32 protein-coding genes are annotated in these 19,653 nt (G+C 41.3%); all 32 read left to right on the top strand.

Annotated features, from left to right (window positions below):
- The first annotated feature begins 202 nt into the window (after window positions 1-202).
- Entirely contained in the window at window positions 203-1,957 is a 1,755-nt protein-coding gene (locus tag H8S37_RS07810; protein WP_186875413.1) for an ABC transporter ATP-binding protein, read from the top strand.
- Window positions 1,958-2,490: 533 nt separating this feature from the next.
- Window positions 2,491-2,808, top strand: coding sequence for a 30S ribosomal protein S10 (rpsJ, locus tag H8S37_RS07805; RefSeq protein ID WP_186875412.1), 318 nt, complete (start codon window positions 2,491-2,493; stop codon window positions 2,806-2,808).
- Window positions 2,809-2,871: 63 nt separating this feature from the next.
- Window positions 2,872-3,558 carry a 50S ribosomal protein L3 gene (rplC, locus tag H8S37_RS07800; protein ID WP_186875411.1) on the top strand — a complete coding sequence of 229 codons (687 nt, stop codon included), beginning with the start codon at window positions 2,872-2,874 and terminating at the stop codon, window positions 3,556-3,558.
- A 30-nt stretch (window positions 3,559-3,588) separates the two neighbouring features.
- Entirely contained in the window at window positions 3,589-4,209 is a 621-nt protein-coding gene (gene rplD, locus H8S37_RS07795; protein WP_186875410.1) for a 50S ribosomal protein L4, read from the top strand.
- Window positions 4,209-4,508 (top strand): 50S ribosomal protein L23, encoded by a 300-nt coding sequence (gene rplW / locus H8S37_RS07790; RefSeq protein WP_186875409.1) that lies wholly within the window; start codon window positions 4,209-4,211, stop codon window positions 4,506-4,508. The genes rplD and rplW overlap by 1 nt, the downstream gene beginning before the upstream one ends.
- A gap of 283 nt (window positions 4,509-4,791) precedes the next feature.
- On the top strand, window positions 4,792-5,634 hold the full coding sequence (gene rplB / locus H8S37_RS07785; RefSeq protein WP_186875408.1) for a 50S ribosomal protein L2: 843 nt from the start codon (window positions 4,792-4,794) through the stop codon (window positions 5,632-5,634).
- Between the two features lie 26 nt (window positions 5,635-5,660).
- Window positions 5,661-5,942, top strand: coding sequence for a 30S ribosomal protein S19 (gene rpsS / locus H8S37_RS07780; protein ID WP_186875407.1), 282 nt, complete (start codon window positions 5,661-5,663; stop codon window positions 5,940-5,942).
- A gap of 32 nt (window positions 5,943-5,974) precedes the next feature.
- Window positions 5,975-6,361, top strand: coding sequence for a 50S ribosomal protein L22 (gene rplV / locus H8S37_RS07775; RefSeq protein WP_059067895.1), 387 nt, complete (start codon window positions 5,975-5,977; stop codon window positions 6,359-6,361).
- Window positions 6,362-6,372: 11 nt separating this feature from the next.
- Window positions 6,373-7,029, top strand: a complete 657-nt coding sequence (gene rpsC, locus H8S37_RS07770) for a 30S ribosomal protein S3 (protein ID WP_186875406.1) — start codon at window positions 6,373-6,375, stop codon at window positions 7,027-7,029.
- Entirely contained in the window at window positions 7,029-7,466 is a 438-nt protein-coding gene (gene rplP, locus H8S37_RS07765; RefSeq protein ID WP_186875405.1) for a 50S ribosomal protein L16, read from the top strand. Before rpsC ends, rplP begins: the two co-directional genes overlap by 1 nt.
- Window positions 7,456-7,659, top strand: a complete 204-nt coding sequence (gene rpmC / locus H8S37_RS07760) for a 50S ribosomal protein L29 (RefSeq protein WP_186875404.1) — start codon at window positions 7,456-7,458, stop codon at window positions 7,657-7,659. The genes rplP and rpmC overlap by 11 nt, the downstream gene beginning before the upstream one ends.
- 21 nt (window positions 7,660-7,680) lie before the next feature.
- Window positions 7,681-7,959 carry a 30S ribosomal protein S17 gene (gene rpsQ, locus H8S37_RS07755; RefSeq protein WP_207723883.1) on the top strand — a complete coding sequence of 93 codons (279 nt, stop codon included), beginning with the start codon at window positions 7,681-7,683 and terminating at the stop codon, window positions 7,957-7,959.
- Window positions 7,960-7,996: 37 nt separating this feature from the next.
- Window positions 7,997-8,365 (top strand): 50S ribosomal protein L14, encoded by a 369-nt coding sequence (gene rplN, locus H8S37_RS07750; protein WP_186875403.1) that lies wholly within the window; start codon window positions 7,997-7,999, stop codon window positions 8,363-8,365.
- A gap of 12 nt (window positions 8,366-8,377) precedes the next feature.
- Window positions 8,378-8,692, top strand: coding sequence for a 50S ribosomal protein L24 (rplX, locus tag H8S37_RS07745; protein WP_243207085.1), 315 nt, complete (start codon window positions 8,378-8,380; stop codon window positions 8,690-8,692).
- 23 nt (window positions 8,693-8,715) lie between these two features.
- Entirely contained in the window at window positions 8,716-9,255 is a 540-nt protein-coding gene (rplE, locus tag H8S37_RS07740) for a 50S ribosomal protein L5 (RefSeq protein ID WP_186875402.1), read from the top strand.
- Between the two features lie 13 nt (window positions 9,256-9,268).
- Window positions 9,269-9,454: a type Z 30S ribosomal protein S14 gene (locus H8S37_RS07735; RefSeq protein ID WP_059067910.1), complete on the top strand. Its 186-nt coding sequence runs from the start codon at window positions 9,269-9,271 to the stop codon at window positions 9,452-9,454.
- Window positions 9,455-9,705: 251 nt separating this feature from the next.
- Window positions 9,706-10,107, top strand: coding sequence for a 30S ribosomal protein S8 (gene rpsH / locus H8S37_RS07730; RefSeq protein ID WP_186875401.1), 402 nt, complete (start codon window positions 9,706-9,708; stop codon window positions 10,105-10,107).
- Between the two features lie 443 nt (window positions 10,108-10,550).
- Entirely contained in the window at window positions 10,551-11,093 is a 543-nt protein-coding gene (gene rplF, locus H8S37_RS07725; protein ID WP_186875400.1) for a 50S ribosomal protein L6, read from the top strand.
- A gap of 17 nt (window positions 11,094-11,110) precedes the next feature.
- Entirely contained in the window at window positions 11,111-11,479 is a 369-nt protein-coding gene (gene rplR, locus H8S37_RS07720) for a 50S ribosomal protein L18 (protein WP_059067916.1), read from the top strand.
- Window positions 11,480-11,495: 16 nt separating this feature from the next.
- Window positions 11,496-12,005 (top strand): 30S ribosomal protein S5, encoded by a 510-nt coding sequence (gene rpsE / locus H8S37_RS07715; protein ID WP_186875399.1) that lies wholly within the window; start codon window positions 11,496-11,498, stop codon window positions 12,003-12,005.
- Between the two features lie 60 nt (window positions 12,006-12,065).
- A complete protein-coding gene (rpmD, locus tag H8S37_RS07710; protein ID WP_186875398.1) occupies window positions 12,066-12,245 on the top strand; it encodes a 50S ribosomal protein L30 in 180 nt (59 codons plus the stop codon).
- A 27-nt stretch (window positions 12,246-12,272) separates the two neighbouring features.
- Window positions 12,273-12,713 (top strand): 50S ribosomal protein L15, encoded by a 441-nt coding sequence (rplO, locus tag H8S37_RS07705; RefSeq protein WP_186875397.1) that lies wholly within the window; start codon window positions 12,273-12,275, stop codon window positions 12,711-12,713.
- Window positions 12,713-14,065 (top strand): preprotein translocase subunit SecY, encoded by a 1,353-nt coding sequence (secY, locus tag H8S37_RS07700; RefSeq protein WP_186875396.1) that lies wholly within the window; start codon window positions 12,713-12,715, stop codon window positions 14,063-14,065. The genes rplO and secY overlap by 1 nt, the downstream gene beginning before the upstream one ends.
- 91 nt (window positions 14,066-14,156) lie before the next feature.
- Window positions 14,157-14,801 (top strand): adenylate kinase, encoded by a 645-nt coding sequence (locus H8S37_RS07695; RefSeq protein WP_186875395.1) that lies wholly within the window; start codon window positions 14,157-14,159, stop codon window positions 14,799-14,801.
- Window positions 14,802-14,804: 3 nt separating this feature from the next.
- The gene (locus tag H8S37_RS07690) at window positions 14,805-15,068 is read left to right on the top strand and encodes a KOW domain-containing RNA-binding protein (RefSeq protein ID WP_186875394.1); all 264 of its coding nucleotides are present in this window, start codon (window positions 14,805-14,807) and stop codon (window positions 15,066-15,068) included.
- A gap of 17 nt (window positions 15,069-15,085) precedes the next feature.
- The gene (gene infA, locus H8S37_RS07685) at window positions 15,086-15,304 is read left to right on the top strand and encodes a translation initiation factor IF-1 (RefSeq protein WP_004074886.1); all 219 of its coding nucleotides are present in this window, start codon (window positions 15,086-15,088) and stop codon (window positions 15,302-15,304) included.
- 179 nt (window positions 15,305-15,483) lie between these two features.
- Window positions 15,484-15,597 carry a 50S ribosomal protein L36 gene (rpmJ, locus tag H8S37_RS07680; RefSeq protein WP_003497809.1) on the top strand — a complete coding sequence of 38 codons (114 nt, stop codon included), beginning with the start codon at window positions 15,484-15,486 and terminating at the stop codon, window positions 15,595-15,597.
- Window positions 15,598-16,163: 566 nt separating this feature from the next.
- Window positions 16,164-16,532, top strand: a complete 369-nt coding sequence (gene rpsM / locus H8S37_RS07675) for a 30S ribosomal protein S13 (protein WP_178059545.1) — start codon at window positions 16,164-16,166, stop codon at window positions 16,530-16,532.
- 27 nt (window positions 16,533-16,559) lie between these two features.
- A complete protein-coding gene (rpsK, locus tag H8S37_RS07670; RefSeq protein ID WP_059067930.1) occupies window positions 16,560-16,955 on the top strand; it encodes a 30S ribosomal protein S11 in 396 nt (131 codons plus the stop codon).
- A 96-nt stretch (window positions 16,956-17,051) separates the two neighbouring features.
- Window positions 17,052-17,645 (top strand): 30S ribosomal protein S4, encoded by a 594-nt coding sequence (rpsD, locus tag H8S37_RS07665; protein ID WP_186875393.1) that lies wholly within the window; start codon window positions 17,052-17,054, stop codon window positions 17,643-17,645.
- A gap of 80 nt (window positions 17,646-17,725) precedes the next feature.
- On the top strand, window positions 17,726-18,685 hold the full coding sequence (locus tag H8S37_RS07660) for a DNA-directed RNA polymerase subunit alpha (protein ID WP_186875392.1): 960 nt from the start codon (window positions 17,726-17,728) through the stop codon (window positions 18,683-18,685).
- A gap of 120 nt (window positions 18,686-18,805) precedes the next feature.
- Window positions 18,806-19,342 carry a bL17 family ribosomal protein gene (locus H8S37_RS07655; protein ID WP_186875391.1) on the top strand — a complete coding sequence of 179 codons (537 nt, stop codon included), beginning with the start codon at window positions 18,806-18,808 and terminating at the stop codon, window positions 19,340-19,342.
- Window positions 19,343-19,653: the final 311 nt, after the last annotated feature.

Genomic DNA, 19,653 nt, shown 5'->3' with positions numbered 1-19,653 from the left:
GCAGCTGGGTCTTTGACTATCGAAAATTGCCGAATTTAATTATAACATGAGGGAAAGAGGATGGCAAATAATAGGAATAGACTGTCTGTATAATATGAACTCCTGACACAAACAGATCTGACAATTTTCTGGAAAAAAATCTGGCAGCATATTATAATAAAGAAGACATGGGGATAAAAGCAAGGCTAGGGAGGGATAAGAGATGAAACAGACAGGCAAAGCATTATACCAGATGCTGACAGGCAAACAGAAATGGAATTTTGTGCTTATAACGGTGATCATGGTTGTATCGGCGGGGGCTGCTCAATTACTTCCTGTCTGTATCGGAAAGCTGACCGATACTCTGCTCAGATATAAAACGGCATTTTCCTTCCAAAGAGTGCTGCCTTTTCTACTTTTTATACTGGCAGTCAGCATCTTGAATCAGCTTCTCATTATAGGAAGAAGGCTGATGGTGGAAGATACGGCTACCCGGTTTGAGAAAACAGCACGGGTCTGCGCGACAGAGGCGCTTTTAAAAGCTCCACTGTCATATTTTCAGAGTAATATGACAGGAAATATCCACGGCAGGTTGAATCGGAGTCTGGATGGTACGGTAAAATTATTGAAATTGCTGTTTATGGATTTTGCTCCGGCGATCTTCAATGGAATTGCAGCGATACTTGTTATCTATTCACAGGTTCCGGCATTTTTGGCAACGATCATGATGCTGGTTATACCAGTGGGAATTTTGATTGTGTTTCGCCAGATCTCTACACAGAAAGGAATTCGGGTCAGACTGCTGGAAGAAAAATCAGAAATGGACGGCGTCATGGTGGAACTTTTAAATGGAATAGAAGTAATTCGGGTTTATGATACGGTGAAGGAAGAAAAACAGCGTTTTTCAGATAAATCCGAACGACTTCGGAAACGGGAAATGAAACACCACAAGGCGATGGCAGGATATGACTGTCTGAAATATATAAATGAAGCGGTCTTTACAGTTATTATTATCGGTGGCTCTGTATATCTTGCAGGGAAGAATGTCATCAGCGTGGGAACAATTCTTACCGCGTATCTTTGCTTTACCCAACTGACATCTCCTCTGCGGGAACTGCACCGTATATTGGACGAGCTTTCAGAATCTTGTGTACTTGCAGAAGAATACTTTAAGATAAAAAATCTTCCGGAAGATTTTTCATATGAAGCGGCCGCACAACTGGCAGAAAAAGAAGAATTAAATAAAGCGCTTTGTGTGCAGATGAAAAATGTAAGCTTTAAATATGAAAATACAGAGAAACAGGTTTTGAAAAATATCAGTCTGGAGATAGAGCCGGGGAGTTTTCTTGGAATAGCAGGCACTTCCGGCGGTGGAAAATCTTCTCTTATCAAGGTGCTGTGCAAATTAGAAAAATGCCGGGGAATTTTTATAAACAGAATTAAACTGGACGAGGTTTCGAGAGAGGAAATTGCGGCAAGTTTTACTTTGATACCACAGACTCCGTTTCTTATTGCAGGAACGGTTAGGGAAAATATCTGTTACGGTATAAAAACAAATGTGACGGAGCAGGAGGTAAAAGAAGCTGCACGCAGGGCATGTTTGGAAGAATATATAGAAAGTAAACCGGAAAGCTATGACTTTTTGGTGGCAGAAGGCGGAAAAAATCTTTCTGGAGGACAAAGACAAAGGGTAGCATTGGCGCGCATCTTTCTGCGCAAGCCTAAAATATTAATACTAGATGAGGCAACCAGCGCTCTGGATAATACGACAGAAGCTAAAATTCAAGGGGAGATAGAAAAATTGCGGGAAGAGACAGGGATGACGATTATCTCTATTGCTCACCGATTGACAACCTTAAAAAACTGCGGCAGAATTCTAGTGTTTGACGGTGGTGAGATAGTACAGACAGGAACGTTTAAAGAGCTTATACAAACAGAAGGTAAATTTAAAGAAATGTATACTGGAAAAAATATCTGAACAAGATAGATTGACAGAGAGAGGAAATAGAAGGGATTGCATTGGAAAACGTAACAGTTGAGCCCGTGCCATTCATAAAACCGCACTGTGTGCTTATCGTGGCTGCTGCCACCGTTTTACTCATTGGTGGACGCTTAAGCTCATACAGATGTACGCTCGCAAAAATATGCAGGCATGTTTTATGCCTCCTGCACACTGTATGGCTGAACTGTTACAAAAAATACAATATTTTTGAAAAAAGTACTTGAAAAAAATGGATGAATCTTATATACTAAGAGAGCTGTGGCATGATAGCTGTGAAGCGTGAGGTTGCTGTCCGAGGTGTGAAAGCACTGTGTGGCAGGTTTTCCGTGGAGCGAATGTCAAGTTAGGAAACTGGCGACAAGTCACTGTACGTATCACAACTGATTACTGTTTACCATAAGGTAAGAGTAGGAAACAACGTGTGAGTTTCTCACGACACACACGGGAGAGTGTACAGTCACCGCTTGTCGTACTGAAGTCAAAAGTACGAAAAGGAGGCGACTTTTTTTATGGCAAGTCAAGTAATGAGAATCACATTGAAAGCGTATGACCATCAGCTCGTTGATGCATCCGCGAAGAAAATCATTGAAACTGTAAAAAAGAACGGAGCACAGGTCAGTGGACCGGTACCACTTCCGACGAAGAAGGAAGTAGTTACAATCTTAAGAGCGGTACACAAATACAAAGACTCCAGAGAACAGTTTGAGCAGAGAACTCATAAAAGACTCATCGATATTATCACACCGACGCAGAAAACTGTAGATGCTCTTTCCAGACTGGAAATGCCGGCAGGTGTTTATATCGACATCAAAATGAAAAAGCAGTAACAATCCTAAAATTTAGGATGAGCGCGCAGGCGTTCCGCTGTAAATCACAGGAGGTAAATTATAATGAAGAAAGCTATTTTAGCAACAAAGGTTGGAATGACCCAGATCTTCAATGAAGAAGACGGCAGATTGATTCCGGTAACAGTTCTTCAGGCTGGTCCATGTGTGGTTACACAGGTGAAAACAGCAGAGAACGACGGATATAGTGCAGTTCAGGTTGGGTTTGTTGACAAGAAAGAAAAAATTGTCACAAAAGACAAGAGCGGCAAGAAAGAAATTGCACACAGGAATGGTGTGACAAGAGCAGAAAAGGGGCATTTTGACAAAGCAGGCGTATCTGGAAAGAGATATGTGAAAGAATTTAAGTTTGAAAATGCAGAAGAATATACACTGGCACAGGAAATCAAAGCGGATATTTTTGAAGCGGGAGATAAGATAGATGCTACTGCAATTTCCAAAGGTAAAGGTTTCCAGGGTGCGATCAAGCGTCATAACCAGAGCAGAGGGCCAATGACACATGGTTCTAAGTTCCATCGCCATGCTGGTTCCAACGGCGCTGCATCTGATCCGAGCAAGGTGTTTAAAGGTAAAAAGATGCCAGGACAGATGGGATGCAAAAAAATCACTGTTCAGAATCTTGAAGTTGTCAGAGTAGATGCTGAAAATAATCTGCTGTTAGTAAAAGGATCTGTTCCAGGGCCTAAGAAATGCCTGGTAACAATCAAAGAAACAGTAAAAAACGGCAAATAATCTGGCAGATAAGAAAGGAGGAACACACAGATGGCTAACGTATCTGTTTATAATATCGAAGGTAAAGAAGTTGGTACAATCGATTTGAACGATGCTGTATTTGGTGTTGAAGTAAATGAACATCTTGTACACATGGCGGTTGTAAACCAGCTCGCAAATAATCGTCAGGGAACACAGAAAGCAAAAACACGTTCAGAAGTTTCCGGCGGCGGTAGAAAACCGTGGAGACAAAAAGGAACAGGACATGCAAGGCAGGGATCAACAAGAGCTCCGCAGTGGACAGGCGGCGGGGTAGTATTTGCTCCGGTTCCGAGAGACTATTCTTTTAAAATGAACAAGAAAGAAAAAAGGGCAGCTCTGAAATCTGCACTTACTTCCAGAGTAGAAGAAAACAAATTTATTGTGATTGACGAATTGAAATTCGACGAAATTAAGACAAAGAAATTCCAGGAAGTGTTAAATAATTTAAATGTGAACAAGGCACTGGTAGTTCTGGAAGATGGGAATACAAATGTGGAAATCTCCGCAAGAAATATTCCGGCTGTAAAGACAGCACGTACAAATACGATTAATGTATATGACGTCCTGAAATACAACACAGTAATCACAACAAAGGCTGCTGTTGCAACGATTGAGGAGGTGTACGCATAATGGCAAACGTTCAGTATTATGATGTAATCCTTAAACCGGTAATCACTGAGAAGAGTATGGAACTGATGGCTGACAAGAAATATACATTCCTTGTTCACACAGAAGCTACAAAGTCTCAGGTGAAAGAAGCTGTAGAAAAGATGTTCTCCGGAACAAAAGTAAAAAGCGTCAATACGATGAACTTAGATGGAAAGACAAAAAGACGTGGAATGACTTATGGGAAGACAGCGAAGACAAAGAAAGCAATCGTTCAGCTCACAGAAGACAGCGCTGACATTGAAATTTTCGAGGGGTTATAAGACTTGCTGAAGGCAAGCGTAAGCGCAGGCTGAAGCTTAGTCGGACCCCGTTCGCAGAGCTTGGCGAGGTGTTTTCGAGCCTAGCGAGACGAACCTGGTATCAAAGTCGAAGACGCAGGTCGAGTTTTAGTCGGGACCCGTTCCCAAGCGTTAGTGAAAGCGAGTGTAAACGAAGCTTGAACTTAGGCGTACGGAACTTGGTATTATATGATGAAGGTTCATCAATCTAAACGGTGCAAATCCGTGAAACGAATAATTAGGACAAACGAAAGGAGAGACAGTAATGGGAATCAAAACATATAACCCATATACACCTTCCAGAAGACAGATGACTGGCTCAGATTTCTCTGAAATCACAAAGACAACTCCTGAGAAATCCTTGTTGGATTCCAAGAGCAAAACAGCCGGCCGTAACAATCAGGGAAAAATTACAGTAAGACACCGCGGAGGCGGCGCAAAAAGAAAATATAGAATTATCGACTTTAAAAGAAAGAAAGATGGAATTCCGGCAAAAGTAATCGGTATCGAATATGATCCGAACAGAACAGCCAATATCGCTCTTATCTGCTACGCAGACGGAGAAAAAGCATATATCCTTGCTCCGGAAGGATTAAAGGATGGAATGACAGTTATGAATGGACCGGAAGCAGAAGTAAGAGTAGGAAACTGCCTTCCACTTTCAGAAATTCCAGTTGGTACACAGATTCATAACATTGAGTTGTATCCGGGCAGAGGCGGACAGATGGTTCGTTCCGCAGGAAACAGCGCACAGCTGATGGCAAAAGAAGGAAAATATGCAACACTTAGACTTCCTTCAGGTGAGATGAGAATGGTTCCGATTATCTGCCGCGCATCAGTCGGAGTAGTAGGAAATGGCGATCACAACCTAATTAATATAGGTAAAGCAGGGCGTAAACGTCATATGGGTATCCGGCCGACGGTACGTGGTTCTGTTATGAACCCGAATGACCATCCGCATGGCGGTGGTGAAGGAAAGACCGGGATCGGACGTCCGGGTCCATGTACTCCATGGGGTAAACCGGCACTCGGTCTTAAGACACGTAAGAAAAATAAAGCTTCTAATAAGCTGATTGTAAGAAGAAGAGACGGCAAAGCGATTAAATAATTAGATTCACAAGGAGGTTAGAACCTATGGCTCGCTCACTTAAAAAAGGACCATTTGCAGACGAAAGCTTACTGAAAAAAGTAGACGCTATGAATGCATCAGGTAATAAAACAGTTATTAAGACATGGTCACGTCGTTCTACAATCTTCCCGTCATTTGTTGGACACACATTTGCTGTCCATGATGGAAGAAAGCACGTGCCTGTATATGTAACAGAAGATATGGTTGGACATAAACTCGGAGAGTTTGTTGCAACAAGAACATACAGAGGACACGGCAAGGACGAGAAGAAGTCAAAAGTCAGATAATGATTCATATATTTTGAAAGGAGGGTTCATCCATGGCAAAAGGGCATAGAAGTCAAATTAAAAGAGAGAGAAACGAGCAGAAAGATACAAGACCATCAGCGAAGATTTCTTACGCCAGAGTATCTGTTCAGAAGGCCTGCTACGTTTTGGATGCCATCAGAGGCAAGGATGTACAGACAGCGCTTGGTATTTTAGCTTATAATCCAAGATATGCTTCAAGCGTAATAGAAAAATTATTGAAATCAGCAATCGCAAATGCTGAGAACAACAATGGTATGAGTGTTGAGAACCTTTATATTGAGGAGTGTTACGCAAATAAAGGGCCAACAATGAAGAGAATCAGACCGAGAGCACAGGGAAGGGCATACAGAATCGAAAAGAGAATGAGCCACATCACAATCGTGCTGAATGAAAGATAAGGAGGGCAATAATGGGACAGAAAGTTAATCCTCATGGCTTAAGAGTCGGCGTTATAAAAGACTGGGATTCCAGATGGTATGCAGAAAAAGAGTTTGCAGACAATCTTGTGGAAGACCATGAAATCAGAACATTTCTTAAAAAGAGATTATACAGCTCAGGTGTTTCCAGAATTGAAATCGAAAGAGCATCTGATCGTGTAAAGATCGTGATTTATACAGCAAAACCTGGCGTAGTAATCGGAAAAGGCGGAGCTGAGATTGAAAAAGTAAAGAGCGAACTTGCAAAATATACAGACAAGAAGCTGGTTGTTGACATCAAAGAAATCAAAAGACCAGACAAAGATGCGCAGCTGGTAGCAGAGAATATCGCACAGCAGCTCGAGAACCGTATTTCTTTCAGACGTGCTATGAAGTCTTGCATGTCAAGAACTATGAAGGCAGGAGCACTTGGGGTTAAGACATCTGTTTCAGGACGTCTTGGCGGTGCAGATATGGCGCGTACAGAGTTCTACAGTGAGGGTACAATTCCGCTTCAGACACTGAGAGCTGACATTGATTATGGATTCGCAGAAGCTGACACAACTTACGGAAAAGTCGGTGTAAAGGTTTGGATTTACAAAGGCGAAGTTCTTCCGACTAAAGCAGATAAGGAAGGGAGCGATAAATAATGTTAATGCCAAAAAGAGTAAAACGTCGTAAACAATTCCGTGGTACCATGAAAGGAAAAGCCTTGAGAGGTAACACGATTTCTTATGGTGAGTACGGTATCATCGCAGCAGAGCCTTGCTGGATTCGTTCCAACCAGATTGAGGCAGCCCGTGTTGCTATGACCCGTTACATCAAACGTGGTGGTAAGGTTTGGATCAAAATCTTCCCAGATAAACCAGTAACAGCAAAACCAGCAGAAACTCGTATGGGTAAAGGAAAGGGAGCATTAGAATACTGGGTAGCAGTAGTAAAACCAGGTCGTGTAATGTTCGAAATTGCAGGAGTACCAGAGGAAACAGCTAGAGAGGCACTTCGTCTTGCAATGCATAAATTACCTTGCAAATGCAAAATCGTTTCTCGCGCAGACTTAGAAGGCGGTGATAACAGTGAAAATTAATACATTTGTAAACGAATTAAGAGGAAAATCTGTAGAAGAATTAAATGAAGAATTAGTAGCTGCGAAAAAGGAACTGTTTAACCTTCGGTTCCAGAATGCAACGAATCAATTAGACAACACAAGCCGAATCAAGGAAGTTAGAAAAAACATCGCCAGAATTCAGACGATGATTACGGAAACCAAAAGAGCTTAGTGAGAGAACTTCATTTATAGCATGTTGAAAGGAGTAACAACTGTGGAAGAAAGAAATTTGAGAAAAACTCGTACAGGCAAGGTTGTTAGTGACAAAATGGACAAAACAATCGTTGTTGCAGTTGAAGACCACGTGAAGCATCCACTTTATAAGAAAATCGTAAAGAGAACTTATAAACTGAAAGCTCATGATGAAAATAACGAGTGCAATGTAGGAGATACAGTAAAAGTTATGGAAACAAGACCTCTGTCCAAGGACAAGAGATGGAGACTTGTAGAAATCATGGAGAAAGCGAAATAAGCTGTTTCGCATATAATTTTGAAGGAGGTTTACCTGCATGATACAACAAGAAAGCAGACTGAAAGTAGCAGACAACACAGGTGCTAAAGAATTACTTTGTATCCGTGTTATGGGCGGTTCTACAAGAAGATATGCCAATATCGGAGATGTAATTGTTGCGACTGTTAAAGATGCAACACCAGGCGGCGTTGTTAAAAAGGGCGATGTTGTTAAAGCTGTTGTTGTCCGTACTGTAAAAGGTACACGTCGTAAAGACGGTTCCTATATCCGGTTCGATGAAAATGCTGCGGTTATTATAAAGGATGATTTGAATCCACGAGGAACACGTATTTTTGGACCAGTAGCCAGAGAGTTAAGAGAGAAACATTTTATGAAGATTGTTTCCCTGGCTCCGGAAGTACTCTAGGAGGTGCCGAAGATGTCAACAATGAAGATTAAAAAAGGTGATATGGTGAAAGTCATCGCCGGTAAAGATAAAGACAAAGAAGGCAAAGTAATTGCTGTAAATAAAAAAGACGGAAAAGTTCTGGTTGAAGGTGTCAACATGCTGACAAAGCACACGAAGCCAAGTGCTGCGAATCAGAATGGCGGTATCGTTCATCAGGAAGGTCCGATTGACATTTCCAATGTTATGTATGTACACAAAGGAAAAGCTACAAGAATTGGATTTAAGATGGACGGGGACAAAAAGGTTCGCGTTGCAAAATCAACGGGCGACGTAATTGACAATTAATTCGAGGAAGGAGGTCCAGGACTTTGAGCAGACTGAAAGAAAAATATCAGAATGAAATCATTGACGCAATGATTAAAAAATTTGGATATAAAAATATCATGGAAGTGCCGAAGCTCGACAAAGTTGTAATCAACATGGGCGTCGGTGAAGCAAAAGAAAATGCGAAAGTGTTAGAATCAGCTATTGCTGACATGGAAAAAATTGCCGGTCAGAAGGCTGTTGTCACAAGAGCAAAAAACTCTGTGGCAAACTTCAAAATCAGAGAGGGCATGCCGATTGGATGTAAGGTTACATTAAGGGGCGAAAGAATGTATGAATTTGTAGATCGTCTGATTAATCTTGCGCTGCCACGTGTACGTGACTTCAGAGGTGTCAATCCGAACGCGTTTGACGGCAGAGGTAATTATGCTCTTGGTATTAAGGAGCAGTTGATTTTCCCAGAAATCGAGTACGATAAAGTTGACAAAGTCAGAGGGATGGATGTAATTTTCGTTACAACAGCTAAAACTGACGAGGAAGCTCGTGAATTATTGACACAGTTCAATATGCCATTCACAAAGTAAAGGAGGGAAATTCATGGCTAAAACATCAATGAAAATCAAACAGCAGCGTAAAGCGAAATTTTCTACAAGAGAATATAGCCGCTGCAGAATTTGCGGACGTCCGCACGCATATTTAAGAAAATATGGAATTTGCCGTATCTGCTTCCGTGAATTGGCATATAAAGGACAGATTCCAGGAGTAAAAAAAGCCAGCTGGTAGACCGAAAGCAGCTTGGCGAGGTCTTTTCGAGTCTAGCGCGAGGCCGTTCTTAGAGCTTAACGAGACGATGTCGAGTTTAGCGAGAAGAACTTCGTTAGAGGCGCTGACGGAGATTAGTGAGAAGGCTGTTCCCAAGCGTTAGCGAGAGCAAGCTATAAGGCGCAGGTCGAGCTTAGGCGCACGGAACACGCATCTATGCTAGGACATTAAGCCTGACAGGCATTTAAAGAATAGAAGGAGGATACTTTCACATGAACATGAGTGATCCAATCGCAGATATGCTTACAAGAATCCGTAACGCAAATACTGCTAAACATGATACCGTTGATGTTCCTGCATCCAGGATGAAGACAGCGATTGCTGAGATTCTCTACAATGAAGGATACATTGCAAAATATGATATCGTAGAAGATGGAAACTTCAAAACAATTCATATTACACTGAAGTATGGCGCAGATAAAAATGAAAAAGTTATCTCCGGTCTGAAGAGAATTTCCAAACCAGGACTTCGTTTTTATGTAAACAGCGAAGAGATTCCGAAGGTACTTGGAGGACTTGGTATTGCGATTATTTCTACAAACAAAGGTGTAATCACAGACAAAGAGGCAAGAAAACTCGGCGTAGGCGGAGAAGTACTCTGCTTCGTTTGGTAGACCGAAAGCAGCTTGGCGAGGTGTTTTCGAGCCTAGCGCGAGGTCGTTCTTGGAGCTTAACGAGGTATTAACGAGTTTAGCGAGAAGAACATACCCGTTTAGTGCAGCTTGGCGAGGTGTTTTCGAGCCTGGCGCGAGGTCGTTCTTGGAGCTTAACGAGGTATTAACGAGTTTAGCGAGAAGAACATACCCGTTTAGTGCAGCTTGGTGAGGTGTTTTCGAGCCTGGCGCGAGGTCGTTCTTGGAGCTTAACGAGGTATTGTCGAGTTTAGCGAGAAGAACATACCCATTTAGTGCAGCTTGGCGAGGTGTTTTCGAGCCTGGCGCGAAGCTGATAAATAAGAGCACAGAGGAAACAAGAACCTCATAAGTGTTCAGAGCAACTGAAAACAGAGTGGGCTAAAGTTCCCATTCCGAAAATTTAAGTTAAGGAGGAAACAGGTATGTCACGTATAGGAAGACTGCCGATAGCAATTCCAGCAGGCGTTACTGTAGAAGTTGCAGATAACAATGTAGTGACTGTAAAAGGTCCAAAAGGAACTCTTGTAAAAGAGCTTCCGGTTGAAATGGAAATCAAAGTTGCAGGTGAAGAAATCATTGTAACAAGACCAAATGATTTAAAGAAAATGAAATCTTTACACGGGCTGACAAGAACATTGATTAACAATATGGTGATCGGTGTGACAGAAGGCTATCAGAAGGTTCTGGAAGTAAATGGTGTTGGTTACAGAGCCGCAAAATCAGGAAACAAATTGACATTAAGCTTAGGATACTCTCATCCAGTTGAAATGACGGATCCGGAAGGTCTTGAGACTGTCCTGGAGGGTCAGAATAAAATTACTGTAAAAGGTATCGATAAAGAAAAAGTAGGCCAATACGCTGCTGAAATCAGAGACAAGAGAAGACCCGAGCCATATAAGGGCAAAGGTATCAAGTATGCTGATGAAGTTATCAGACGTAAAGTTGGTAAGACTGGTAAGAAATAAATAAGGAGAGTGTGAAAATGGTTAGTAAGAAATCAAGAAGCGAAGTTCGTAGAAAAAAACACATGAAATTACGTAACCGTTTCAGCGGTACGGCTGAAAGACCACGTTTAGCTGTGTTTAGAAGTAATAATCATATGTATGCGCAGATTATTGACGATACAGTTGGAAACACTCTGGTTGCAGCTTCCACTCTTCAGAAGGACGTGAAAGCAGAATTAGAAAAAACCAACAATGTTGATGCTGCAGCATATCTTGGAAAAGTAATTGCTGAAAAAGCAAAAGAAAAAGGAATCACAGAGGTTGTCTTTGACAGAGGCGGCTTTATATATCAGGGAAAAATCAAAGCATTGGCAGACGCAGCGAGAGAAGCTGGGCTGAATTTCTAGGGAAGGGAGAACACAGATGAAACAGGAACGCATTGATGCTAATCAATTAGAATTAACAGAAAAAGTGGTATCAATCAAACGTGTTACCAAAGTTGTTAAAGGTGGTCGTAACTTCCGGTTCACAGCTTTAGTTGTAGTTGGCGACGGAAAAGGCCATGTAGGTGCAGGTTTGGGAAAAGCTACTGAAATCCCAGAAGCAATCCGCAAAGGGAAAGAAGACGCAATGAAGAAAATGATTTCTGTTGCGTTGGATGAAAACGAGAGTGTTACACATGATGTTATCGGAAAATTTGGAAGTGCTTCAGTACTTTTAAAGACAGCTCCGGATGGTACTGGTGTGATTGCCGGAGGTCCGGCACGTGCCGTAATTGAAATGGCAGGAATTAAAAACATTCGTACAAAATCATTGGGCTCTAACAATAAACAGAATGTAGTGCTTGCTACGATCGAAGGTTTAAAATCAATGAAGACACCGGAAGAGGTTGCAAGACTTCGTGGCAAATCAGTAGAAGAGGTCGTAGGCTAAGATAGGCTTTCCCGTTTTAAATAGAACGGGGCAGGCTTTATCGCATAGGAGGTAAACAAAATGGCAAATTTGAAAGTGACATTAGTAAAGTCTACAATCGGTGCTATACCTAAGCATAGAAGAACTGTTGAGGCGCTGGGGCTGAATAAACTCTATAAAACAGTTGAATTACCGGATAATGCAGCTACCAGAGGTATGGTACAGCAGGTTAGACATTTAGTGAAAGTTGAAGAAGCATAAATTAAGAAACGATAAGGAGGTAACGTCATGGACTTATCAAACTTAAGACCGGCAGACGGTTCCAAACAGAGCGATAATTTCAGAAGAGGCCGTGGACACGGTTCTGGAAATGGCAAGACAGCCGGCAAGGGCCATAAGGGTCAGAAGGCACGTTCAGGAGCGCCAAGACCAGGATTTGAAGGTGGTCAGATGCCTTTATACAGAAGATTGCCAAAGAGAGGGTTCAAGTGCAGAAACTCTAAAACAATTGTTGGCATTAATTTGAGTGCGTTGGAAGTATTTGAAGACGGCGCTACAGTTTCCGTAGATACCTTAATTGAAAGCGGAATTGTAAAAAATCCAAAAGACGGTGTTAAAATTCTTGGAAATGGAGAGTTAACTAAGAAACTTACTGTTCAGGCGAATGCGTTTAGCGCAAAAGCGGCTGAAAAGATTGAGTCCCTTGGTGGAAAAGCAGAGGTGATCTAATGCTACAGACTGTACGAAGGGCATTTCAGATAGAGGATGTTAGAAAAAGAATTTTCTATACATTTATGATGCTGGTTGTTGTAAGATTCGGCTCTGAATTGCCTACTCCAGGTGTGGATCCAACCGTACTTCAGAATTTATTTGCGAGCCAGACCGGTGATGCATTCAATTTTTTTGATGCATTTACCGGTGGTTCCTTTACCAAGATGTCTGTATTCGCGTTAAGTATAACGCCGTATATTACATCTTCTATTATTATGCAGCTTCTGACAATTGCAATTCCAAAACTGGAGGAAATGCAGAAAGAGGGAGCAGATGGGAGAAAGAAAATTGCAGCGATTACGCGTTATGTTACAGTTGGACTTGCATTGATTGAATCCACTGCAATGGCGGTTGGGTTTGGCCGTCAAGGACTTTTGGTAGAGTACAACTTTGTGAATACAGCAATCGTTGTGTGTACGCTGACAGCCGGCAGTGCATTCCTGATGTGGATTGGTGAACGTATAACAGATAAAGGTGTCGGAAATGGTATATCTATTGTTCTTCTGATTAACATTCTCTCACGTGTGCCAGATGATTTTGTCACATTGTATACACAGTTTGTAAAGGGCAAAACATTGGCAAAAGGAGGGCTTGCTGCTCTGATTATACTGGCTATTCTGCTGGTAGTAGTAGTATTTGTAGTTCTGCTTCAGAGTGGGGAAAGAAGAATTGCTGTTCAGTATTCCCAGAAAGTACAGGGGAGAAAGACTTATGGAGGACAATCTACACATATTCCGCTGCGAGTGAATACAGCGGGGGTTATTCCAGTCATATTCGCATCTTCCTTGATGCAGACTCCGATTGTAATTGCCCAATTCCTTGGAAAAGGAAACGGAACTGGTATTGGAAGCCAGATTTTGAAAGGCATGAATTCCAATACATGGTGTGATCCGGAAAATCCGATTTATTCAATCGGACTGGTTGTTTATATTTTACTGACAATATTCTTTGCATATTTCTACACATCTATTACCTTCAATCCGTTGGAGATTGCAAATAATATGAAGAAGAGTGGAGGATTTATTCCGGGTATTCGTCCAGGAAGACCTACAGTAGAATACTTGCAGAAAATATTGAATTACATTATTTTCATTGGAGCATGTGGACTTATCATTGTTCAGGTAATACCGTATTTCTTCAATGGTGTATTTGGGGCAAATGTTTCTTTTGGCGGAACATCCCTTATCATCATAGTAGGAGTTGTATTGGAGACATTGAAACAAATTGAATCACAGATGCTCGTACGCAACTATACAGGATTTTTGAATAACAAAGGAAGCAACATGAAGAACAGTTTCCTTGGATACTAATTAGATTACTTTAGCGAGGGTGACCCGGAAGAACTGTAAAAGCATATTCAGGGGCACACTCGTTATTGTGCATTAACGGAGGTATACGGGTATGAAAATTATTATGTTGGGAGCTCCAGGTGCTGGAAAAGGAACGCAGGCAAAAAAAATTGCGGCAAAATATAATATTCCGCATATTTCGACAGGGGATATTTTCCGTGCAAATATCAAAAATGGTACAGAGCTGGGGAAAAAAGCAAAAACTTACATGGATCAAGGACTTTTGGTGCCGGATGAATTAGTGGTGGATTTGGTAGTGGACAGAGTGAACCAGGCAGATTGTGAAAATGGATATGTTCTGGATGGATTCCCAAGAACGATTCCACAGGCAGAAGCATTAGACAGAGAACTTGCTAAGCTTGAACAGAAAGTAGATTTTGCAATCAATGTAGAAGTACCGGACGAAAATATTATAAAACGTATGTCGGGGCGCCGTGCCTGTGTAGACTGTGGTGCGACCTATCATATGGTTTATGCGGCTCCTGAAAAAGAAGGAATCTGTGATAAATGCAGCGGAAATTTGATTCTCAGAGATGATGATAAGCCAGAAACAGTTGAGAAGCGTCTGCATGTATACCATGAACAGACACAGCCTCTGATTGAATATTATACGCAGGCAGGAATTTTAAAAGAAGTAGACGGTACAGTAGATATAGATGTTGTGTTTGACGCAATCGTAAAAATCCTGGGAGAATAGTTTATGGTATTGAAACCAGGAATGCTTGTGAAATCAAAGGCAGGACATGACAAAAATTGTATATATGTAATCATTCGTGTCAATGATGAATATGTATATCTTTCGGATGGGCGCAAAAACACATCCGGAAAGCTGAAAAGAAAAAATAGAAAGCATCTGCAGGTAATTCTAAAGGAATATGTTGAGGATACAGCGGATGAGGTAGCAGTTAGGAATATGATACTGAAATATTCCCTTAGAAGAAGCGGGAATACAAAAATGCTGTAAATGCAGGAGGATTAAATATGTCAAAGGCTGACGTAATTGAAATTGAAGGAGTTGTAGTTGAAAAGCTGCCGAACGCGATGTTTAAAGTAGAGCTGGAAAATGGGCACATCGTTCTGGCGCATATCAGTGGAAAATTACGCATGAATTTCATTAAAATTTTACCAGGAGACAAAGTAACTCTGGAAATGTCACCATATGATTTAAGTAAAGGAAGAATTGTCTGGAGAGACAAATAGAAGACTATTTTTGTAATCTGTTGGTGGATAGTAATAATTGCTCTAAAGTAGAAAAACTAATTTAGTTATTGACTTTATAGGTGTTTAGGAGTTATACTATTAAGTGGCTGTTTTTGGGTTGGTGTGTCCAAAACAGCGGGAAATGTAAGCAGAGCAAAGCAGGGAAAGGAGGATTTAACATGAAGGTTAGGTCATCAGTAAAACCAATTTGTGAAAAATGCAAAATTATTAAAAGAAAAGGAAGCATCAGAGTAATCTGTGAGAATCCGAAGCACAAACAGCGTCAGGGATAGAAAATGAACACTTAATAAATCTGAATTAGGACAGACTTTATGTATGGAGATGTTCAAATCAAGAAGACGTAAATATTTGTGTAATTATTTAGGCGGCTGACAGCACGATACACCAGGAGGTGTGTAGAGCTGTTTAATATACAGTAAGGATACACCGTGACTGCACAAGGTACCGGCAGAACGGGTAGTCTGTTGCACTTATACAGCGATTTGAGAAAGTGCAGGTGTATATTGCTTATAATACCCGGCGTTTGCATTGGCGGACAGAGTCCGTGCCGGGAAAGGGTATGCACAAAAAGCATGCCTGGGCTGGGATATTGGGGAAAGAAAGTACCCGGTAGGACGAAACCACACATCTATCGTCCACAGCCTCAATTAGGGACAATATGTAACAACGTAAAGCCATGCACAGAACTGGCGGAAACGCGGCTGCAAGTTTACTTGTAAGACGCGGTTCAGACAGGAATGTATGTGGCGCACGCCACAGCGAGATGGAGCGGCAAAGCGGCGGAATCGAGCTTGCATGGCGGCAAACAGCGACAAAAAAGAAAATGGAGGAAAGACACATGGCTCGTATCGCAGGTGTAGACTTACCAAGAGACAAACGTGTAGAAATTGGTTTGACTTATATTTATGGAATTGGAAGAACAAGTTCAAACCGTATTTTAGCAGAGGCAGGAGTAAATCCTGATACTCGCGTCAGAGATTTGACAAGTGAAGAAGTAAAGAAAATCAGCGCAGTGATTGACGAAACTCAAGTCGTGGAAGGTGATTTGAGAAGAGATATTCAGCTCAATATCAAGAGACTGAAAGAAATCGGCTGCTATCGTGGAATCCGTCATAGAAAAGGACTTCCGGTACGTGGACAGAAGACAAAGACAAATGCAAGAACATGTAAAGGTCCTAAGAGAACAGTAGCAAATAAGAAGAAATAGAGAATAAAAGAAAGTAGGTTAGTTTAAATGGCTAAAAAAGTTGCAAAAAAAGTAACAAAAAAACGTGTCAAGAAAAACGTTGAACGCGGACAGGCACACATCCAGTCATCTTTCAATAATACAATCGTAACACTGACAGATGGACAGGGAAACGCTCTTTCATGGGCAAGTGCAGGCGGTCTGGGATTTAGAGGTTCAAGGAAATCTACTCCATATGCAGCACAGATGGCAGCTGAGACAGCGGCAAAGGCGGCATTAGTACATGGTCTTAAAACAGTAGATGTTTTCGTAAAAGGTCCAGGTTCAGGCAGAGAAGCGGCAATTCGTGCACTTCAGGCTTGCGGAATTGATGTGACAAGCATCAAGGATGTAACACCAGTACCGCACAATGGATGTCGTCCGCCAAAACGCAGAAGAGTGTAATTGCAATTTGGCAGGTTTTAAGTTTAGTATGTACTGGAAGTAAACGAAAAATGCGGTGAAAATCCGTTGACATGTATAAAATTTAGGAGGAAAGACATGGCAGTAAATAGAGTTCCGGTTCTTAAAAGATGCCGTTCCTTAGGGATGGATCCAATCTATTTAGGAATTAATAAAAAATCCAACAGACAGTTAAAGAGAACAAATAGAAAAATGAGCGAGTATGGTTTGCAGTTGCGTGAAAAACAGAAAGCAAAATTTATCTATGGCGTGCTGGAAAAACCATTTAGAAATTACTATGCGAAGGCAAAACAGATGGAGGGAATGACAGGTGCAAACCTGATGATTCTTCTGGAATCCAGATTGGATAATGTAATGTTCCGTATGGGATTCGCAAGAACAAGAAAAGAAGCAAGACAGATTGTAGATCACAAGCATGTACTTGTAAATGGCAAACAGGTAAACATTCCTTCTTATCTGCTGAAAGCCGGAGATACTATTGAAATCAAAGAAAAGCACAAAGGATGCCAGAGATACAAAGACATTCTGGAAGTAACAGGTGGAAATATGATTCCAGACTGGCTGGATGTTGATTCTGAGAATCTGAAAGGCACAGTAAAAGAACTTCCGACAAGAGAGGCAATCGATGTTCCTGTTGATGAGATGTTAATCGTCGAGTTGTATTCTAAATAATAGAGTCTGCGCTTAAAAGGCGCAGATTAGATAAAATCGTACCCCTCAACATATTTTAACCCATAAGGAGGGTCTGTGTAGTGTTTGATTTTAATAAACCGAATATTGAAATTACAGAAATTTCAGAAGATAAAAAGTATGGAAAATTCGTGGTAGAGCCGCTGGAGAGAGGTTATGGAATTACATTGGGAAATTCCTTGAGAAGAATTATGCTTTCTTCCCTGCCAGGAGCTGCAATCAGTTCTGTAAAGATTGACGGGGTTTTGCACGAATTCAGTTCCATCCCGGGAGTAAAAGAAGATGTAACCGAGATTATTATGAACCTGAAATCTCTGGCAATTAAGAACACATCAGAATCAGACGAAGTTAAGACTGCATATATTGAGTTCGAAGGCGAAGGCGTTGTGACAGGCGCTGATGTACAGGCAGATTCAGATATCGAGATTATGAATCCAGATCAGGTCATTGCGACTCTAAGCGGTGGCAAGGACAGTAAGTTGTATATGGAGCTTACTATTACAAAAGGCAGAGGATATGTAAGTGCAGACAAGAATAAAAGTGAAGACTTGCCGATTGGGGTTATCCCGATTGATTCCATCTATACACCAGTAGAGCGTGTGAATCTTACGGTTGAGAATACACGTGTAGGTCAGATTACAGATTATGACAAGCTGACGTTAGACGTCTGGACAAAAGGAACAATGCATCCAGATGAGGCGGTAAGCCTTGCTGCAAAGGTTTTGAGTGAGCACTTAAAACTCTTTATTGATCTATCAGAGGTTGCACAGTCTGCGGAAGTTATGATCGAAAAAGAAGATGATGAGAAAGAAAAAGTATTGGAGATGAGCATCGATGAGCTCGAACTCTCGGTACGTTCTTATAACTGTCTGAAGAGAGCCGGTATCAATACGGTAGAAGAGCTGACCAATAAAACGCCGGAGGACATGATGAAAGTACGGAATCTTGGACGTAAATCTTTGGAGGAAGTACTTGCAAAATTGAAAGAACTGAATCTGGAATTAAACCAGGGAGATGAATAATCTCAGCAGAAAATTATTATTTGAATTATCCTGCCAGTAAGACCGATGAGCGTGGCGGGGGCATTTGATTAATAAGACCGAAGACGCATAACCAAATGTTGATAATGGAGGATTTAAAAAATGGCAAAGTATAGAAAACTAGGAAGAACTGCTTCCCAGAGAAAAGCTTTACTTAGAAATCAGGTAACAGCGCTGCTGAACAACGGAAAAATCGTTACAACAGAAGCAAAAGCAAAGGAAATCCGTAAAATTGCAGAAGGCTTAATTGCAATGGCTGTAAAAGAGAAGGACAATTTTGATGAAGTTACAGTGATGGCGAAGGTTGCCAGAAAAGATAAAGATGGCAAGAGAGTCAAAGAGGTTGTTGACGGAAAAAAAGTGACTGTATACGATGAAGTAGAAAAGAAAATTAAAAAAGATCAGCCAAGCAGACTTCATGCGAGAAGAGAAATGTTGAAAGTTCTCTATCCTGTAAAGGAAGTACCGGCTGCAGGCGCTGGAAGAAAGAAAAATACAAAGAATGTAGACTTAGTAGACAAACTGTTTACAGAAATTGCACCTAAATATGCTGACCGCAATGGCGGATATACAAGAATTGTAAAGATTGGACAGCGTAAAGGTGACGCGGCTATGGAAGTTCTGATTGAGCTTGTATAAGCGGATATAGGATAAATCTGAATAGGCATAAAAGGAAGCTCAGAAGAGAGCTTCCTTTTTTTGTGCCAAAAATGAAAAAGAAAGAAATATAAAGAGATAAATTGTGAAAAATTACAATAGCGTCAGTGTACAAGGGGCAACATGCCTCAAACCGCGTAATTTCGGCAATTTTCAGCGTTATCCTCAATCGGCGTACGTCCAGTACGCCTCAATCGTCTGCCTTGAAAAGCACCGAAATTTCTGCGGTTGAGGTCTAAAGAGTCGTGAAGAGACAAATTTAAGCCTCTTTTAGGCACTTGAACGACGCGTAC

Origin of the sequence: Mediterraneibacter hominis (assembly GCF_014287475.1) — a bacterium.
In the GTDB taxonomy this organism is placed as follows: Bacteria; Bacillota; Clostridia; order Lachnospirales; family Lachnospiraceae; genus Mediterraneibacter; species Mediterraneibacter hominis.
The sequence above is the reverse complement of the archived record's forward strand: the minus strand, read 5'-3'. Positions and strand labels throughout refer to the sequence as shown.

Bases quoted from the DNA above. Each gene is read 5' to 3' on its own strand.
- rpsJ (WP_186875412.1), top strand. From the start codon at position 2,491: ATGGCAAGTCAAGTAATGAGAATCACATTGAAAGCGTATGACCATCAG.
- rpsC (WP_186875406.1), top strand. From the start codon at position 6,373: ATGGGACAGAAAGTTAATCCTCATGGCTTAAGAGTCGGCGTTATAAAA.
- rpsH (WP_186875401.1), top strand. From the start codon at position 9,706: ATGAACATGAGTGATCCAATCGCAGATATGCTTACAAGAATCCGTAAC.
- rplR (WP_059067916.1), top strand. From the start codon at position 11,111: ATGGTTAGTAAGAAATCAAGAAGCGAAGTTCGTAGAAAAAAACACATG.
- H8S37_RS07695 (WP_186875395.1), top strand. From the start codon at position 14,157: ATGAAAATTATTATGTTGGGAGCTCCAGGTGCTGGAAAAGGAACGCAG.
- H8S37_RS07810 (WP_186875413.1), top strand. From the start codon at position 203: ATGAAACAGACAGGCAAAGCATTATACCAGATGCTGACAGGCAAACAG.
- rplC (WP_186875411.1), top strand. From the start codon at position 2,872: ATGAAGAAAGCTATTTTAGCAACAAAGGTTGGAATGACCCAGATCTTC.
- rpsM (WP_178059545.1), top strand. From the start codon at position 16,164: ATGGCTCGTATCGCAGGTGTAGACTTACCAAGAGACAAACGTGTAGAA.
- rpmD (WP_186875398.1), top strand. From the start codon at position 12,066: ATGGCAAATTTGAAAGTGACATTAGTAAAGTCTACAATCGGTGCTATA.
- rpsK (WP_059067930.1), top strand. From the start codon at position 16,560: ATGGCTAAAAAAGTTGCAAAAAAAGTAACAAAAAAACGTGTCAAGAAA.
- rpsE (WP_186875399.1), top strand. From the start codon at position 11,496: ATGAAACAGGAACGCATTGATGCTAATCAATTAGAATTAACAGAAAAA.
- H8S37_RS07735 (WP_059067910.1), top strand. From the start codon at position 9,269: ATGGCTAAAACATCAATGAAAATCAAACAGCAGCGTAAAGCGAAATTT.
- rplP (WP_186875405.1), top strand. From the start codon at position 7,029: ATGTTAATGCCAAAAAGAGTAAAACGTCGTAAACAATTCCGTGGTACC.
- secY (WP_186875396.1), top strand. From the start codon at position 12,713: ATGCTACAGACTGTACGAAGGGCATTTCAGATAGAGGATGTTAGAAAA.
- rplD (WP_186875410.1), top strand. From the start codon at position 3,589: ATGGCTAACGTATCTGTTTATAATATCGAAGGTAAAGAAGTTGGTACA.
- H8S37_RS07690 (WP_186875394.1), top strand. From the start codon at position 14,805: ATGGTATTGAAACCAGGAATGCTTGTGAAATCAAAGGCAGGACATGAC.
- rpsQ (WP_207723883.1), top strand. From the start codon at position 7,681: ATGTTGAAAGGAGTAACAACTGTGGAAGAAAGAAATTTGAGAAAAACT.
- rpmJ (WP_003497809.1), top strand. From the start codon at position 15,484: ATGAAGGTTAGGTCATCAGTAAAACCAATTTGTGAAAAATGCAAAATT.
- infA (WP_004074886.1), top strand. From the start codon at position 15,086: ATGTCAAAGGCTGACGTAATTGAAATTGAAGGAGTTGTAGTTGAAAAG.
- H8S37_RS07655 (WP_186875391.1), top strand. From the start codon at position 18,806: ATGGCAAAGTATAGAAAACTAGGAAGAACTGCTTCCCAGAGAAAAGCT.
- rplO (WP_186875397.1), top strand. From the start codon at position 12,273: ATGGACTTATCAAACTTAAGACCGGCAGACGGTTCCAAACAGAGCGAT.
- rplX (WP_243207085.1), top strand. From the start codon at position 8,378: ATGTCAACAATGAAGATTAAAAAAGGTGATATGGTGAAAGTCATCGCC.
- rplB (WP_186875408.1), top strand. From the start codon at position 4,792: ATGGGAATCAAAACATATAACCCATATACACCTTCCAGAAGACAGATG.
- rplF (WP_186875400.1), top strand. From the start codon at position 10,551: ATGTCACGTATAGGAAGACTGCCGATAGCAATTCCAGCAGGCGTTACT.
- rpsD (WP_186875393.1), top strand. From the start codon at position 17,052: ATGGCAGTAAATAGAGTTCCGGTTCTTAAAAGATGCCGTTCCTTAGGG.
- rpsS (WP_186875407.1), top strand. From the start codon at position 5,661: ATGGCTCGCTCACTTAAAAAAGGACCATTTGCAGACGAAAGCTTACTG.
- rplW (WP_186875409.1), top strand. From the start codon at position 4,209: ATGGCAAACGTTCAGTATTATGATGTAATCCTTAAACCGGTAATCACT.
- rplN (WP_186875403.1), top strand. From the start codon at position 7,997: ATGATACAACAAGAAAGCAGACTGAAAGTAGCAGACAACACAGGTGCT.
- rplV (WP_059067895.1), top strand. From the start codon at position 5,975: ATGGCAAAAGGGCATAGAAGTCAAATTAAAAGAGAGAGAAACGAGCAG.